The following is a 15,341-nucleotide window of genomic DNA, read 5'->3' on the forward strand; positions in this document are numbered from 1 at the left end:
CGGCCGGCTAGAGCAGGGCGAACTGTCCGTCCGGGCCCTCTTCGAGGTGGTCGAGGACGGAGGCCGGGCGGCGCGCGGCGTCGGGCACGGGCAGAACGCCCGCGGCGCGCAGGTCGGCCGAGGTGAGGGGCGCGCCGAGCGAGGACGTCAATTCCGCGCGCTGCGGGCCGAGTTCGGCGAGCAGGGCGAGCACCGTGATCAGTTCGAGCAGCTCGGACGTCCACGGCTGGGGCCACGCCGGGGGCCGGATCGCCTCCAGCGTGCCCGCCTCCGCCGCCTCCGTGCGCAGCGCGAACCACCGCTCGACGACGCGCACCCCGCTCACCTCGTACTCCCAGGCCTCCCTCGGCACCGGCGAGATGACGCCCTCCTCGCCGACCCGCAGGACCTCGTCCTCGGCGTCGTACGCCAGGGCGTCGGGACGGGCGGGGAGCGGCGCCCGGACGTACGGCCTGCGTCCGCCCGGCAGTTTCGGGCGCTCGCCGTCGCCGCGCAGCTGTAGACGCAGGAGCCGCTGCCCGAGCTCCACGCCCCGCGCCCAGACCTCGGCGTCGTGCGTGAGCGGCACCCGGCAGCCCGCCGCGGAACCGGTGCCGGTCGCGAGCACCCAGGCGAGCAGGGCGCGCGCCGTGACCTCTTGGCCGAGCAGCTCCGAAAGGTGCGGGAGCAGGCCCGGCGCCACATTGGGCTCCAGGCCGCCGGGGCGGCGGAACAGCGGCCGTATCCTGCCCGGCCGCCCGGCGGGCGAGCGGCCGTCCGGCAGCACCGCCGACGCGAGGACGGCGGGTCCCGCGGCCCCGGGGACGTGACCCTGCTCGACGGCGAAGAGCTGGCCCTCGCCCGCGACCCGCCACAGCTCGGGCCTGGCGACGTCGAGGAGGCGGTGGTCGGGGATCAGCCACTGCTCGTCGAACGGTCCGTGCAGGACGCGCACGGGCTCGGGGCAGGGGCCGGTCTCCCTGGCCAGACGGCCCGTTCCGCCGGAGTGGCCGGGCAGCTGGGCCACGGCGGTGTGCAGGGTGCGGGCGCGGGTCGGCCGGAACAGGGCGTCGCGGTCCGGGCCTTCGGCGCGGACGAGGGCGCCCCAACGGGCCTTCAGGGATGCGGGATCCGGTCCCATCGGCCACCCGCGGCCCGGCCGGAGCGGTGCGACGGACCACGGCATGAGGTCCGCGAGCAGCGGCGCTTCGTCGTGCGTCACGCCCGGCATCGTACGACGTGTCCGCCCGGGCCCGTCACGTCGCGTCGAGCGTGACCGAGAAGGAGAAGCGGTCGCCGCGGTAGTGGATGCGGGCCACGTCCAGGGTGCGGCCCTCCTCGTCGTACGTGACGCCGGTGTAGTGCAGGATCGGGCTGAGCAGCGGCACTTCGAGGAGCCGCGCGGTCTCCGGGTCGGCGAGCGTCGCCTCGACGGTGTCGGTGATGCGGCTGATGCGGACGCCCACCACGTCGCGCAGGACCTTCGTCATGGGCCAGCGCGCGAGGTCGGCAGGCTCGATGCGGGCGGCCAGTTCGGGACGGACGTAGTTGCGGGCGTGGTTGGTGGGCTCGCCCGTCTTCTCGTCGCTGCGCAGCCGGTGGTACGTCGCCACCTCGGCCGACCCCGGGAAGTGCCCGGCGAGATCGGCGGGGAGCGGAGCGGTGCCGTGGTCCAGGAGCCGGGTGGTCATGCCCGACTGCTGGGCCACGATCGCGTCGACCGAGCCGAGCAGCCGGACGGGGGTGCCGCGCCGCGCGCTCGGCTCGATGAAGGTGCCGCGCCGCCGGTGGCGGGTGATGAGCCCCTCGTCCTCCAGCTCCTTCAGCGCCTGCCGCATGGTCAGCACACTCACCCCGTAATGCCCCGCCAGCTGCTCCTCGGTGGGCAGCCGGAGCGGGGCGTCGGGGGTGCGGCCCAGTATCGAGGCGCGCAGGGACTGCGACACCTGGTACCAGAGCGGCAGTTTCCGATTCAGGACGATCGAGTCCGGGGCGAAAGCGGTCACGGTCTCTCCGAATCAGCGTGGTGAAGCGTCAGTTGCGGAAGTGGCGCTCCAGACCCTGCCATACGTCGTCGTAACCGCGCTGCAGGTGGGACGCGGTGGCCGCCTGCTCCGTGGCCGTCACCGGCCAGCGCGTCTCGAACATGAAGGCGAGGCCGTCGTCGATCTTCTGCGGCTTGAGCTCGGCGGCCGACGCCTTCTCGAAGGTCTCGCGGTCGGGCCCGTGTGCGGACATCATGTTGTGCAGCGAGCCGCCGCCCGGCACGAAGCCTTCGGCCTTCGCGTCGTACGCGCCCTCGATCAGGCCCATGTACTCGCTCATCACGTTCCGGTGGAAGTACGGCGGGCGGAAGGTGTCCTCGCCCACCAGCCAGCGCGGCGCGAACACGACGAAGTCGACGCCCGCGAGGCCCGGGGTGTCCGAAGGGGAGGTGAGCACGGTGAAGATCGACGGATCCGGGTGGTCGTAGCTGATCGAGCCGATCACATTGAAGCGGTGCAGGTCGTAGACGTACGGGACATGGTTGCCGTGCCAGGCGACCACGTCGAGCGGGGAGTGGTCGTACGTCGCGCGCCAGAGGTTGCCGCAGAACTTGTTCACCACCTCCACCGGACCCTCGACGTCCTCGTACGCCGCCACGGGCGCTCTGAAGTCCCGTGCGTTCGCCAGGCCGTTGGCGCCGATCGGGCCGAGGTCGGGGAGCTGGAAGGGGGCGCCGTAGTTCTCGCAGACGTACCCGCGGGCGCTCACGTCGAGCAGCTCCACGCGGAAGCGGACGCCGCGCGGGATCAGCGCGACCTCGCCGGGCTCGGCGTGCAGCAGCCCGAACTCGGTGCGGAGCAGCAGGCCGCCGCTCTCCGGCACGATCAGCAGCTCACCGTCCGCGTCGCTGAACACCCGGTCGGTCATGGAGGAGTCGGCGTGGTAGAGGTGGATGCCCATGCCGGTGCGCTGTGTCGCGTCGCCGTTGCCGCCGAGTGTCCACAGGCCCGCCAGGAAGTCCGTGCCGGGCGCGGGCTCCGGGAGCGGGTTCCAGCGCAGCCGGTTCGGGTCGGGCACCGTCTCGGTGAAGGGGGCCGTGCGGAGCGTGCCGTTGTCGACCCGGGTGAACTGCGGGTGCGCCGCCGAAGGGCGGATGCGGTAGAGCCACGAGCGGCGGTTGTGGGCGCGGGGCTCGGTGAAGGCGGAGCCGCTCAGCTGCTCGGCGTAGAGCCCGAGGGGTGCGCGCTGCGGCGCGTTGCGGCCGTGCGGCAGGGCGCCGGGCACCGCCTCCGAGCTGTGTTCGTTGCCGAAGCCGGAGAGGTAGGCCAGCCCTTCGGCCGCCTTCCTGGCGTCGCTCGCGCCCACTCGGCCGACGTTGCTTGCGTGGTCCCCGCGCATCACAGCTCCCTCGTCAACGATTCCTATGGGACACCGTAGGATTCCCATTTTCCTTCCGCAAGAGGAAGCGGGGAATGTGAGCGGTGCTCTACTCTCCCGGCATGCACCACCCGAACCGGTCCGAGGACCGTATGCACTCCTCCGGGGGGCGCCCGGGTCCGCTCGATGACCGCGCGGGCCCGGGCGACGTCCGGCTGGGCCCGTCCGGCGGCCGCTCGGGCTCGTCCGACGGCCGCTCGGATCCGCTGGGCGGCCGCTCGGACCCGTCCGACGGCGGGCCGGACCTCTCTGGCGGCCGACGGACCCCGTCCGAGGGGCGCCCGACCCCGGTCGGCGGTCGGCCGACTCAGCCCAAGGCCCCCCAGCCCCCCGCCTCCATGCGTCGCGTCCCCGTGCAGGAGCGTAGTGCTGAGCGGCTGGCTCGGATTCTTAATGCCTGTGCTGCCGTCCTTGACGAGACCGGGTACGAAGGGCTCACCACCCGGGCCGTGGCCCAGCGTGCGGGTGTGCCGATCGGCTCGGTCTATCGGTTCTTCGGCAACAAGCGGGCCCTTGCCGACGCCCTTGCCCACCGCAATCTCGACGCGTACGCGGAGCGCGTGGCTGTCCGGGTGGCCGGTGTCGAGAGGGGGGACTGGCGCGGCGCCGTCGACGTCGCCTTCGACGAGTACCTGGCGATGATGCGTACCGTCCCCGGCTTCGGCCTCGTCGACTTCGGGATCCCCTCGGCCCCCGACGCGATGCCGGACGCCAACTCGCAGGTCGCCGAACGGGTGGCGGCCCTGCTCGCGGGACATCTGGACCGCCCGCTCGACGCCGGGCTGCGCCGCACGATGCTGGTCGGCGTCGAGGCCGTCGACGCGGTCCTCCAGCTGGCCTTCCGCGCCGACCCGGCGGGCGACCCCGCACTCGTCGACGAGGCGCGGCTCCTCCTGCACGCGTACTTCGCGCGGTCGTTGGACTGAATACCTCCCGACTGCCGGGTCGCCGCGCGCTCCGTTGCTAAGGTGATCGAACCCGCCGGCGGCCACGAGGGGGAACATGGCACGGGTGGTGTGCGTCCACGGGATCGGCCAACAGTACGTGGGCGAGCGTCAGTTGCTCGCGACATGGCATCCCGCGCTCGCCGACGGCCTGACCCGCGCCGCCGCGCCGCCCCTGGCCCCCTCGGACATGACCTGCGTCTTCTACGGGGACCTGTTCCGGCCCGCGGGCCGTACGCTCGGTCTGCTCGGTCCACCGCTCGACGCCTCCGACGTAGCCGAAGGGCTGGAGAGCGAACTGCTCCTGAAGTGGTGGGAGGAGGCCGCCCGCACCGACCCGGCGGTCCTGGCACCCGAGGCCCGCACCCTCACCCACACCCCGCACGCCGTGCAGCGAGCCCTCAACGCGCTCAGCCGCTCCCGGTTCTTCGCCGACGTGGCCCTGCGCTCCCTCGTCCTCGACCTCAAACAGGTGCGCGCCTACCTCACCGACCCGGCCGTCCACGCCGAGGTCCAGCGCCGCGTCGCCGCCGCCGTCACCCCGGACACGCGCGTCGTCATCGGCCACTCCCTGGGCAGCGTCGTCGCCTACGAAGCCCTGTGCGCCCACCCCGAATGGCCCGTCCGCGCGCTGCTGACGCTCGGCTCGCCGTTGGGCATCCGCCACCTCGTCTTCGACCGGCTCAGAACCGGTGCCAACGGCAGGCCGGGGGAGTGGCCAGGCCGCGTCGAGCAGTGGACCAACATCGCGGACGAAGGAGACGTCGTCGCCCTCGTCAAGGATCTGCGCCCGCTCTTCGGCGAGCGCGTGCGCGGCCACCTCGTGCACAACGGCGCGCAGGCCCACGACGTGACCCGGTACCTGTGCACGGCGGAGGCGGGCACAGCGGTGAGCGAGGGATGCGGTGCGGGCTGACGGGTCCGACGGGTCGGAGGGGGCGGAGGGGTCGGAGGGGCCTGACGGGTCTGGCGGGTCCCACGGGTCCCACGGGTCCGTCACGTCACCCGCGGACGCGCCCGCCGCCCGGCCCACGTCCGCCGCCCGGCCCACGTCCGCCGCTCGACCCACCCCCGCCCGCCGCTTCCTGCTGTCGACCGCGGTCACCGACGTCCACGCGCACCCCGAGGCCGCACGGCCCGAACTCGCCGACGACGTCGCCCGCGTCGACCGGCTCTTCCTCGACGAGCTCGACTACCGCAGGGGCGCCGACCTCGGCCTCGACCCGACCCGCGAACAACTGACCAAGACCCTGCGGAAGTTCGCCACCGACCCCGAGCGCACCCCCGACGACTACGTGGTCCTCTACCTCACCTGCCACGGCGTCACCGCCGAAGGCAGCGGCCGGCACTATCTGCTGTTCGCCGACAGCGACGCGCGCGACCTGCCCGGCACCGCCCTGCCCACCGAAGACCTCGTGACCCTGCTGTGGGAGGGCACTCCCGTGGCCCGGCTCCTCGTCCTCATCGACGCCTGCTACGCCGAGGAAGGCGCCGACAGCGCACTGCGCGCCGCCCTCGAGGCGCGCCGCTCCGACCCCGGCTCCACCGGCGCGGACTCCACCGGCCTGGTGATCGTCGCCGCGTCCCGGCGCAAGGAGGAAGCGCTGGCCGGAGCCCTCTCCGCGGCCTTCGACCGGGCCGTCCGCAGCCAGGCCACCGCGGGCCACGCGCCCGCCCACATCGGCATCGGCCAGGTCATGCGCGCCATCAAGGCCGACCCCCGGGTGCCGGCGACGCAGCGGGCCAACTGGTCGGTGACCCACGCCGACGCCGACATCCCCGACTTCCTGCCCAACCCCCGGTACGTCCCCGGCGCCTCCGGTCTGAAGCTGGAGGAGATCGACCGGATCGTCGACCTGGCAGGACGCGAACGCCGGGCCAGGAAAGCCGAACTGACCGGGTTCTTCCTGCCCAGGGCGCGCGGCACCGACGTACCCACCGAGGAGGTCTGGGACTTCACCGGCCGCCACACCGCGTTGACCGACATCACCGACTGGCTCGCACCCCACCGCGCCGCCGACCGGCTGTGCGTGGTCACCGGAGACCCCGGCTCCGGCAAGTCCTCCCTGCTCGGCATGGTCACCGTGCTCACCGACACGGCCCACGGCGCCGCCGTGCCCCGTGCGGACCTGCCCGCCAGGCTGCCCGGACCCGGTGCCGTGGACGTCGCCGTCAACGCCAGTCACAAGACGAAGCGGCAGCTCCTCGACGCGCTCGCCGCCGCATCCGGCTGCGCCGCCGCGTCGCTCGGCGCGCTCGCCGCCCACCTCCAGGCACGGCCCGCACCCCTCGTCGTCCTCATGGACTCCCTCGACGAGGCACTCGACCCGCACGAGACCGTCGAGGAACTCATCGCCCCGCTCACCGACCCGCGCCGCCAATTGCTGGTGCGTCTCCTCGTCGGCGCCCGCCCTCACATCGCCCGCCTGCTGCCCGCCTCCGCGAGCCGCATCGACCTCGACGACGAACGCCACGGTGACCCGGAAGCCGTCCGCGCCTATACCCGCCGGCTCCTCACCACCCCCGGCTCCGTGCTGTGCACCGCGCCCGCGGAGCGGGTGGACGCCATCGCCGAGGCCATCGCGGAGGCGGCAGGACGCTCCTTCCTGGTGGCCCGGATCACCGCGCGCACCACGGCCCGTGAGACGCGGGTGCCCGACCCGGACGACCGGCGCTGGCGCGACGAACTGCCCCGACTGCCCGGCCAGGCCATGGAGCGCGACCTGGAGCAGCGCCTCGGCCCGCTCGCCGGCCGCGCCCGCGACCTGCTGCGCCCGCTCGCCTTCGCGCAGGGCGTGGGTCTGCCCTGGTCCGGGGTGTGGCCGCGCCTCGCGGCGGCCCTCAGCGGCCACCCGTACGGCGACGAGCACATCGTCTGGCTGCGCGAAGCCGCGGGTTCGTACCTCGTCGAGGACGTCGAGTCCACCGCGGACGGCGGCTCCGTGTACCGCGTCTACCACCGGGCCCTCGTCGAGTATCTGCGTGAGGGCCAGGACACCGCGCGGGTGCAGGCCACGGTCGCGGACGTGCTGAAGGGCCTCGACCACCCCTACGTACGGCGGTACCTCGCCCTGCACGCGGCCGAGGGCGGCGTCCTCGACCCGCTGGTGGAGGACGCGGACTTCGTGCTCACCGCCGACCCCGACCAGCTGCTCGCCGCGCTGCCCCGGCTGCGCACGGCGAAGGGGCGGCGGGCCGGCCGTGCCGTGCGGGACGTGGAGGAGCTGCTGCGCGGGAGCCGGGTGCGCACCGCCGACCCCGAGAGCCGGGCGCGGCTGCGGCTCGCCGCCGTCTGCCGCAAGGCGGCTCCGCTCGCCGCGTCGTGCGACCGGGGTGATCTGCCGTGGCGGGCGCGGTGGGCGGCGTGGAATCCGCACGGCGGGGCGCGGCGGTACGAGGGTGCGGAGGCCTCCCCGATGAGGGGCATCGTGGTGCCGGTGGACGAGGGGGCGTACTTCCTGGAGAAGCAGCCCTCCCGTGCCGACGTCGCGGTGTGGGACCTGGACACCGGCGACCACTTGGACCAGCCGGGCACCGACGAGCTCTTGCTGGGCGCCACCTGGACGGCGCCACCCCAACTTCCGGGCTGTGCGGCGGTGTTGTCGAACCATGGGTACGTGACGTGGCGCCAGGGCGAGCTCTTCCCGCTCCAGTGGCGACTGCTGCACGTCTTCGACGCGGCCCGGGGCGGGTACTGGTGCTGGCGGCTCCCTCCACACGCCGAGACCGACGCCGGGCACCTGCGTCTCGGGCTGCGCCGGGCGGCACATGTGCAGGTGTGGGGTGACGTCGACGGGCAGGGGCCGCCGACACGCGCGGTGCTGCACTTCGAGGGCGGCGACTGTCTCGCGTACGCGCTGAGCACGAAGAGCGCGCAGTCGGGGCTGTCCCGGCGCCGCCGACGCGCCCTGCTCGACTTCGAGAGGAGGCGGCAGGAGCGTCTCGAGGTGCAGCTGGAAGCGGAGTTCGTGGACCGTTCCGCGGCGGGCGACGTGCGGTCGGGGACGGCGGCGCCGATCACCGCGCTGGCCGCGCTGCCCCCGGAGTACGGCCACCCGATGCTCGCGGGGTACGCCGACGGCACCGCACGGATCACCGACCTCGACACGGTCGGCCCGGCCGCGCCCACCGGGCACGACGGCGAGATCCTCGCCCTCGCGCATGTGGCCGGGCACGCCCAGGGCGACCTCGTCGTCACCCTGGGCCTCGACGGCACGGTCCGCCTGACCTCGCTGACCGACCGGGCACCCGTGCGCACGCTGCTCGCCCACACGCCGCCGCCCCGCGCGCTCACCGTGCGCCGGGTGGGCCGTCAGTGGGTCGCGGCCGTCGCCACGTCGGACGGGCTGCTGCACCGCGTCGACCTGGACAGCGGGCGCCCGCTGGGGCTGCCGCTGCGGATCGGGAGCGGTGGCCGGGTGCGCCTCTCGGCCTTCCGGCTCGGCTCGACGGAGTGCGTGGGCGTGCAGGGGGCCGGGCGCGGCCTCCAGCTGTACGACCTGGTCACGGGCGACCGCGTCGGCGGGCAGGAGGGGCTGCACGAGGCCTCCGCGGTGTGCGCGGTGGACGGGACGACGGCCATCGGCGGCGACGACGGGGTGATCCGGCTCTGGCCCGGTGTGCACGCCGCCGACTCCACCCGCATCAACGCGCACGAGGCACCCGTGCTCGCCGTGGGCGCGGTGCGGGCCCGGGGCACGCGGAGCGCCCTGGTGAGCGTCGGGCGGGACCATCTGATCCGCTGCTGGGACGTCGTCGAGCAGCGGGAGCTGTGGCGACGGCGGCTGCCCCACACGGAACCGTCGACGTACTCGCTGGTGTCCTGCGCGACGGTCGGCCGCACCCGCGAAGGGCACGGTCTGGTGGTGACCGGGGAGATCGGCGGCCGGGTGGGCGTCCTGACGCTGATCGGCGGAGTGCCCCTGGTGGAGAGGGAGTTCGGCGTCCCGGGCATCGTGACCGCCGTGACGACGGGCACGGTGAGCGGCCGTGACGTGGTCGTGGCCGCCACCGACAGCGGGCGCGTCGCCTGCTGGGACGTCACGCACGGCCGGTGGTACGGACTCGGACCCGAACCCGAAAACCCCGCCTGGACCACGACGTTGGCCCTGGACCCCGCAGGGTCGGGGCAGCTGTTCGCGGGCGCCGACGACGGCACCGTACGGGAGTGGTCCCTGCCCGCCTGCCGCCCGCTCGGCGAGCCGCTCCTCGCGCACGAGGCGCCCGTGCACGCCCTCGCCTTCGCACGGGGGGCGCGGGGCACGCGGGCCTTCAGCGCGGGCGGTGACCGCCGCCTCGTCGCCGTCCGGGGCGAGGCATGGGAGCGCCGACTCCCGCTGCCCCTGCGGTCGTTGGCGCGGGCGGACGGCGGAGGCCTGCTCGGCGGCGACGAGCGGGGCACCCTGTGGCGGCTCGACGAGCGCGCAGGGGGCTGGGAGCTGACCGAGGCGCTGGACGCCGTGCCGAGCGCGACGGCCGTCTGCGCGTTCACCGCCGACGGGCGCACCGGCGTCGCGGTCGGCGGCTCCGACGGCACGGTGCAGGTGCGCGACGGCGCGAGTGGCGCGCTGCGGCACCAGCTGCGGCCCGCCTGCGAGAGCGCGGTCGCGGAACTGATGGCGGCGAGCGGGGCGGGGCCCGGTGGCGCGCCGCGGCCCGTGCTGTTCACGCGGAGCGAGCTGGGAGTGCTGGAGCGCTGGGACCTCGGGGGAGCGGAAGGCGAGCGGCCGGGGAGAACGGTGCTGCGCGAGGTCGTCCTGTCCGGCGGGGGCGCGCTGTCGGGCCTGGTACGACTGACGGGGCGGGGCCCGCACGACAGCGACATGGCCCTGGCGCTCGACTTCCAGAGCGACTTCGGCCGGATCCCCGTACGGGTGCACTCCATCGGCGCGGGCCGCGCCGGGAGCCACGACTGGCCGTCCGTGGGGCGCTCCCCGTACCCGCTGACCGGTGGCGCGGGCGCGGTGCGCTGCGGTGACCGGTGGCTCATCGGTGTCCCGACGCCCGCGGGCCTCAGCCTCGTGGACGCCGAGACCGGGCACCGGGCGCTGGTGCCCGACCAGCATCTGGTGCTGGCGCTGGGCGCGGCCACGGACGGCCCCGGCGAGCTGATCCTCGTCTGCCGGTCCGGCACCTCGGTGCTGCCCGCCGCCCCGGTCCTCGCGGGACTCGACGAAGGGCCGGGCCCCGGGCCGCGCCTCGACGTGCGGGCCACGCACGAGCACCCGGCCGCGCTCGCCGGGGTGCGGGACGCCGCCGTGTGGTCCGGCGGGGCGGCGTACGCCGTCGCGGCCGGGCGGCATCTCGTGGTGGTCGGGACCCGGGACGGTGTCCCGCGGACGGGCCTCGAACTCCCCTCCGTCTGCACGGGCCTCGCCGCGGGCCCGGGCGGCGAGCTCGCCGTCGCCACCCGCAACGGCGCGATCCTCCTCGACGTACCCGACACACGGCCGTGACCAGGAGTTTTGCGCTTATTGCTCGCGCGTCAACATCTTGTTAACGCTGGATAGCGGGTCCTAACGTCGTCCGGACCGCCAGACCTGGTGGGAGTTCGATGGTGAACGTTAGGTAGCCCCCATGCTGACAATCCTCGGATTCGTCATGATCGCCACCTTCCTGGTGCTGATCATGATGAAGAAGATGTCGCCGATCGCGGCGCTGGTGCTGATCCCCGCGCTCTTCTGCGTTTTCGTAGGAAAGGGAGCCCATCTCGGGGACTACGTCCTCGACGGCGTCGGCAATCTGGCGCCCACGGCGGCCATGCTCATGTTCGCCATCGTGTACTTCGGCGTCATGATCGACGTCGGCCTCTTCGACCCGATCGTCCGGGGCATCCTGCGCTTCTGCAAGGCGGACCCGATGCGCATCGTGGTGGGCACCGCCGTGCTCGCCGCGATCGTCTCCCTCGACGGCGACGGCTCGACCACCTTCATGATCACGGTCTCGGCGATGTACCCGCTGTACAAGCGCCTCAAGATGAGCCTCGTCGTGATGACGGGCGTCGCCGCCACCGCCAACGGCGTCATGAACACGCTGCCCTGGGGCGGCCCGACGGCCCGCGCCGCGACCGCGCTGAAGGTCGACGCCGCCGACATCTTCGTCCCCATGATCCCGGCGCTCGCCATGGGTCTGGTCGCCGTGTTCCTCCTCTCGTACGCACTGGGTCTGCGGGAGCGCAAGCGGCTCGGCGTGCTGTCGCTCGACGAGGTCCTGGAGAAGGAGACGGAGCCGGCCGACGAGACCGTCCTCGTGGGGGCCGGGGGCGGTGCCGACGGGCGTACGTCCCTGACGAAGAAGACCACCGGGGGAGCGGGGGCGGGAGCGGGGACCGGCACCGACGGAGAGGCGGACGCGAAGCCCGAGTCCGCGTCCGATCCCGCCTCTGACTCCGACTCCGACGACGACGGCTTCCAGGGGCTGGACCCCGACCGCGCCACCCTGCGCCCCAAGCTCTACTGGTTCAACGCCGCCCTCACCGTCCTGCTGCTCACCGCCATGATCATGGAGTGGCTGCCGATCCCGGTCCTCTTCCTGCTCGGCGCGGCGCTCGCCCTCACCGTCAACTTCCCGCACATGCCCGACCAGAAGGCCCGCATCGCCGCCCACGCGGAGAACGTCCTCAACGTCACCGGCATGGTCTTCGCCGCCGCCGTCTTCACCGGCGTCCTCACCGGCACCGGCATGGTCGACCACATGGCCGACTGGCTCGTCGACGCCATCCCCGAGGGCATGGGCCCCCACATGGGCCTGGTGACCGGACTGCTCTCCATCCCGCTCACCTACTTCATGTCCAACGACGGCTTCTACTTCGGCGTCCTGCCTGTCCTCGCCGAGGCGGGCCAGGCGCACGGCGTCGGCACCCTGGAGATCGCCCGCGCCTCCATCGCGGGCCAGGCCCTGCACATGTCGAGCCCGCTGGTGCCCGCCGTGTACGTCCTCGTCGGCATGGCCAAGGTCGAGTTCGGCGACCACACCAAGTTCACCGTCAAATGGGCCGTACTCACCTCGCTGGTCGTGCTCGGCTCCGGAATACTCTTCGGCATCATCTGATGCCCGACGCGTCATCCGGGCCCGGTGGCAGGGGCTGGCTGCTCCGCCTCGTCATCGCCTTCACCTTCGCGCAGGGGGCGGTGTCGATGGCGCGGCCCGCCGTCTCCTACCGGGCCCTTTCGCTCGGCGCCGACGAGCGGGCCATCGGCGTCATCGCGGGCGTCTACGCGCTGCTGCCACTCTTCGCCGCCGTACCGCTCGGACGCCGGACGGACCACGGGCGGTGTGCGCCGCTGCTGCCGGCCGGTGTCGTGTTGATCTCCGGGGGCTGCGCCCTCAGCGGTACGGCGGACTCGCTCGCGGCGATGGCGGCATGGAGCGGGGTGATGGGGCTCGGCCACCTCTGCTTCGTTATCGGCGCGCAGTCGATAGTCGCCCGGCAGTCCGCGCCCGCCGAACAGGACCGCAACTTCGGCCACTTCACCATCGGCGCCTCCCTCGGCCAGCTGATCGGGCCGATCGCCGCGGGCTCCCTCGTCGGCGCCGACATGGGCCGCACGAGCGCCTTCGCCCTCCTGGTCTCGGCGGTGGTCGGCGCGGTCTCCCTCACGTCGCTGTGGCGCATCGAGCACAGGCGTCCCAGGTCCGCCGCTCACGAGCGCGCCGCCCGCGTGCCGGTGCTCGGCATCCTGCGCACCCGGGGCGTGCCCGCGGGCATCTTCATCAGCCTCGCCGTGCTCTCCGCGACGGACATCCTCACGGCTTACCTGCCGGTGGTCGGCGAGCACCGGGGCATTGCCCCCGCCACGGTCGGCGTGTTGCTCTCGCTGCGGGCGGCGGCGACCATCGCGTGCCGTCTGGTGATGACGCCGATGATCCGCCTGCTCGGCAGAACCGCGCTGCTGACCTGCACGTGTCTGCTCGGCGGTCTGCTCTGCGCGGGCATGGCGCTGACCGTGCCGGTCTGGGTCCTCGCCCTGATGCTCGGCGCGCTGGGCTTCTGTCTAGGAGTGGGGCAGCCCCTCTCCATGACGACCGTAGTCCAGGCAGCACCCGAGGGCGCACGCTCAACGGCCCTGGCCCTACGCCTGACCGGCAACCGCCTGGGCCAGGTCGCCGCCCCCGCATCAGCGGGCCTGATCGCCGGAGTGGCGGGTGTGGCCGCCCCGTTCGTGATGCTGGGCGGCCTACTGCTCATCGCGGCGAGCCTCGGAACCCGGCCACCACGCAGCGGGGCGTAATTACGCCGGGCTGGCGGAGGTGGGCCAGGGGCGCGGGGAACTGCGCACCCAGCCACCGACGACCGCCGGAGACCAACGACCCGCAGTACGCGGACACGTCGGCTTCCGGGGCGTAATCAGGCGGGGGTGGCGGAGGTGGCCCAGGGGCGCGGGGAACTGCGCGCCCAGCCACCGACAACCGCCGGAGACCAACGACCCGCAGCACGCGGACACGTCGACCTCCGGGGCGCAATCACGCCGGGGTGGCGGAGGTGGGCCAGGGGCGCGGGGAACTGCGCGGCCGGCCACCGACGACCGTCAGAGGCCAACGGCCCGCAGCACGCGGACACGTCGGCCTCCGGCACGGAAACCCGGGTTACGGGACGAGCTTCAGCAGCCGGTTCGGCGAACCGGTACCGGGGCTGGTCACCACCCCGGTCGTGGATCCGTTCACCAGAGCGGAGGCGACCTGCGCCGGCGTGGCCGACGTGTGGCCCGCCAGATAGATCGCCGCCGCACCCGCGACATGCGGCGCGGCCATCGACGTACCGGAGATGGTGTTGGTCGCCGTGTCCCCGGTGTGCCACCCCGCCTTGATGGAGACGCCCGGCGCGAAGATGTCGAGGACCGAGCCGTAGTTGGAGAAGCTCGCCCGCGCGTCCGTGTTGCTGGTCGCGCCGACCGTGATGGCGGCCGGCACCCGCGCGGGGGAGGAGTTCGCGGCGTTGGAGTTCTCGTTGCCCGCGGCAACCGCGTAGCTGACGCCGTCGGCGATGGAGTTCTTCACGGCGTTGTCCAGCGAGGTGGACGCGCCGCCGCCGAGCGACATGTTGGCCACGGCCGGCGCACCGGCGGCGTGGTTCCTGGTCACCCAGTCGATGCCCGCGATGACCCCGGCGGTGGTGCCGGACCCGTTGTTGTCGAGCACGCGGACGGCCACGATCTTGGTCTTCTTGGCCACGCCGTACGTCTTGCCGGCGATGGTCGTGGCGACGTGCGTCCCGTGGCCGTTGCCGTCCTGGGCGGTGCTGTCGCCGTCCACGGCGTCGTAACCGTTCACCGCGCGGCCGCTGATCTCGGAGTGCGAGATGCGCACACCGGTGTCGATGACGTACGCGGTGACGCCGGAGCCCGCGGTGTCCGGGTAGGTGTACGACCCGTTCAGCGGCAGCTTCGGCTGGTCGATGCGGTCCAGGCCCCAGGGGGCGTTGGTCTGCGTCGCGGTGGACTCGAGTCTCTGGTTCTGCTCGACGGAGGCGACGGCGGGATCGGCGGCGAGTCTCTTCGCCTCCGTCTCGGTCAGCTTCGCGGCGTAGCCGTTGAGCGCGGACTTGAAGGTCTTCTGCACCGAGCCGCCGTACTCGGCTATGAGGTCCTTGCCCTGGCTCGTGGCGGCCTTGAGGCCCGACCCGTTCTTCAGCGTGACGATGTAGCTGCCCTTGATCGCGTCGGCGGAGCCGGCCGCGAGCACGGTGCCCTCGGCGGGGGCGGCCTGGGCGGGCAGGGCGGTGACCGTACCGATGACAGCGGCGGCGGTGGCGGTCGAGATCGCCGCGGCGATCACAGTCTTCTTGCTGCGAAGCATGGCCATTACGAGGGAGTCCTCCTCATTGGCGGCGTGCCCGGGGTCGGGCGCGCGACTGTGGGGGGTGTGCGCGGGATCGCACACACAGAAGGGAGCGGTGCGTGCCGCTCCCGTCGCGATCAGAAGATTGACTGTTCGACGTGTCCAGATCAAGAGAGTCGACGCCTTGTCATGCGTCTGTCACGTATTCGAAATCGAATA

At 73.4% G+C, this 15,341-nt stretch carries 9 protein-coding genes; 5 read left to right on the forward strand and 4 right to left on the reverse strand.

From position 1 onward, the window contains the following. Positions 1 to 7 precede the first annotated feature (7 nt). From ACZ56E_RS20120 to hmgA, 3 genes are read right to left on the reverse strand one after another with little or no spacing between them, the layout of a single operon-like run. Positions 8 to 1,210, reverse strand: coding sequence for a type ISP restriction/modification enzyme (locus ACZ56E_RS20120; RefSeq protein WP_471215861.1), 1,203 nt, complete (start codon positions 1,208 to 1,210; stop codon positions 8 to 10). Positions 1,211 to 1,235: 25 nt separating this feature from the next. Next, complete coding sequence (locus ACZ56E_RS20125; RefSeq protein WP_468612156.1) at positions 1,236 to 1,985, reverse strand: GntR family transcriptional regulator; 750 nt, start codon at positions 1,983 to 1,985, stop codon at positions 1,236 to 1,238. Positions 1,986 to 2,013: 28 nt separating this feature from the next. Beyond that, positions 2,014 to 3,363, reverse strand: coding sequence for a homogentisate 1,2-dioxygenase (hmgA, locus tag ACZ56E_RS20130; RefSeq protein ID WP_471215864.1), 1,350 nt, complete (start codon positions 3,361 to 3,363; stop codon positions 2,014 to 2,016). A gap of 377 nt (positions 3,364 to 3,740) precedes the next feature. Here hmgA and ACZ56E_RS20135 point away from each other — a divergent pair, with 377 nt between their 5' ends. From ACZ56E_RS20135 to ACZ56E_RS20155, 5 genes are all read left to right on the forward strand, one after another. Continuing rightward, complete coding sequence (locus ACZ56E_RS20135; RefSeq protein ID WP_471216399.1) at positions 3,741 to 4,328, forward strand: TetR/AcrR family transcriptional regulator; 588 nt, start codon at positions 3,741 to 3,743, stop codon at positions 4,326 to 4,328. A 76-nt stretch (positions 4,329 to 4,404) separates the two neighbouring features. Then, entirely contained in the window at positions 4,405 to 5,262 is an 858-nt protein-coding gene (locus tag ACZ56E_RS20140; RefSeq protein WP_471215866.1) for a hypothetical protein, read from the forward strand. Next, the gene (locus ACZ56E_RS20145) at positions 5,252 to 10,801 is read left to right on the forward strand and encodes a caspase family protein (protein ID WP_471215868.1); all 5,550 of its coding nucleotides are present in this window, start codon (positions 5,252 to 5,254) and stop codon (positions 10,799 to 10,801) included. The genes ACZ56E_RS20140 and ACZ56E_RS20145 overlap by 11 nt, the downstream gene beginning before the upstream one ends. 121 nt (positions 10,802 to 10,922) lie before the next feature. Continuing rightward, positions 10,923 to 12,395: a CitMHS family transporter gene (locus ACZ56E_RS20150; RefSeq protein ID WP_471215870.1), complete on the forward strand. Its 1,473-nt coding sequence runs from the start codon at positions 10,923 to 10,925 to the stop codon at positions 12,393 to 12,395. Then, positions 12,395 to 13,576 carry an MFS transporter gene (locus tag ACZ56E_RS20155; protein ID WP_471215871.1) on the forward strand — a complete coding sequence of 394 codons (1,182 nt, stop codon included), beginning with the start codon at positions 12,395 to 12,397 and terminating at the stop codon, positions 13,574 to 13,576. The genes ACZ56E_RS20150 and ACZ56E_RS20155 overlap by 1 nt, the downstream gene beginning before the upstream one ends. A 355-nt stretch (positions 13,577 to 13,931) precedes the next feature. On the opposite strand, the gene ACZ56E_RS20160 is transcribed toward ACZ56E_RS20155, so the two are convergent. After that, a complete protein-coding gene (locus ACZ56E_RS20160) occupies positions 13,932 to 15,146 on the reverse strand; it encodes a S8 family peptidase (RefSeq protein ID WP_471215873.1) in 1,215 nt (404 codons plus the stop codon). Positions 15,147 to 15,341 lie beyond the last annotated feature (195 nt).

This window comes from Streptomyces sp. NPDC039480 (assembly GCF_055597165.1).

Coding starts and splice junctions, on each gene's coding strand:
- ACZ56E_RS20120 (WP_471215861.1), bottom strand. CDS start 1,210: ATGCCGGGCGTGACGCACGACGAAGCGCCGCTGCTCGCGGACCTCATG.
- hmgA (WP_471215864.1), bottom strand. CDS start 3,363: ATGCGCGGGGACCACGCAAGCAACGTCGGCCGAGTGGGCGCGAGCGAC.
- ACZ56E_RS20135 (WP_471216399.1), top strand. CDS start 3,741: ATGCGTCGCGTCCCCGTGCAGGAGCGTAGTGCTGAGCGGCTGGCTCGG.
- ACZ56E_RS20140 (WP_471215866.1), top strand. CDS start 4,405: ATGGCACGGGTGGTGTGCGTCCACGGGATCGGCCAACAGTACGTGGGC.
- ACZ56E_RS20150 (WP_471215870.1), top strand. CDS start 10,923: ATGCTGACAATCCTCGGATTCGTCATGATCGCCACCTTCCTGGTGCTG.
- ACZ56E_RS20155 (WP_471215871.1), top strand. CDS start 12,395: ATGCCCGACGCGTCATCCGGGCCCGGTGGCAGGGGCTGGCTGCTCCGC.
- ACZ56E_RS20160 (WP_471215873.1), bottom strand. CDS start 15,146: ATGGCCATGCTTCGCAGCAAGAAGACTGTGATCGCCGCGGCGATCTCG.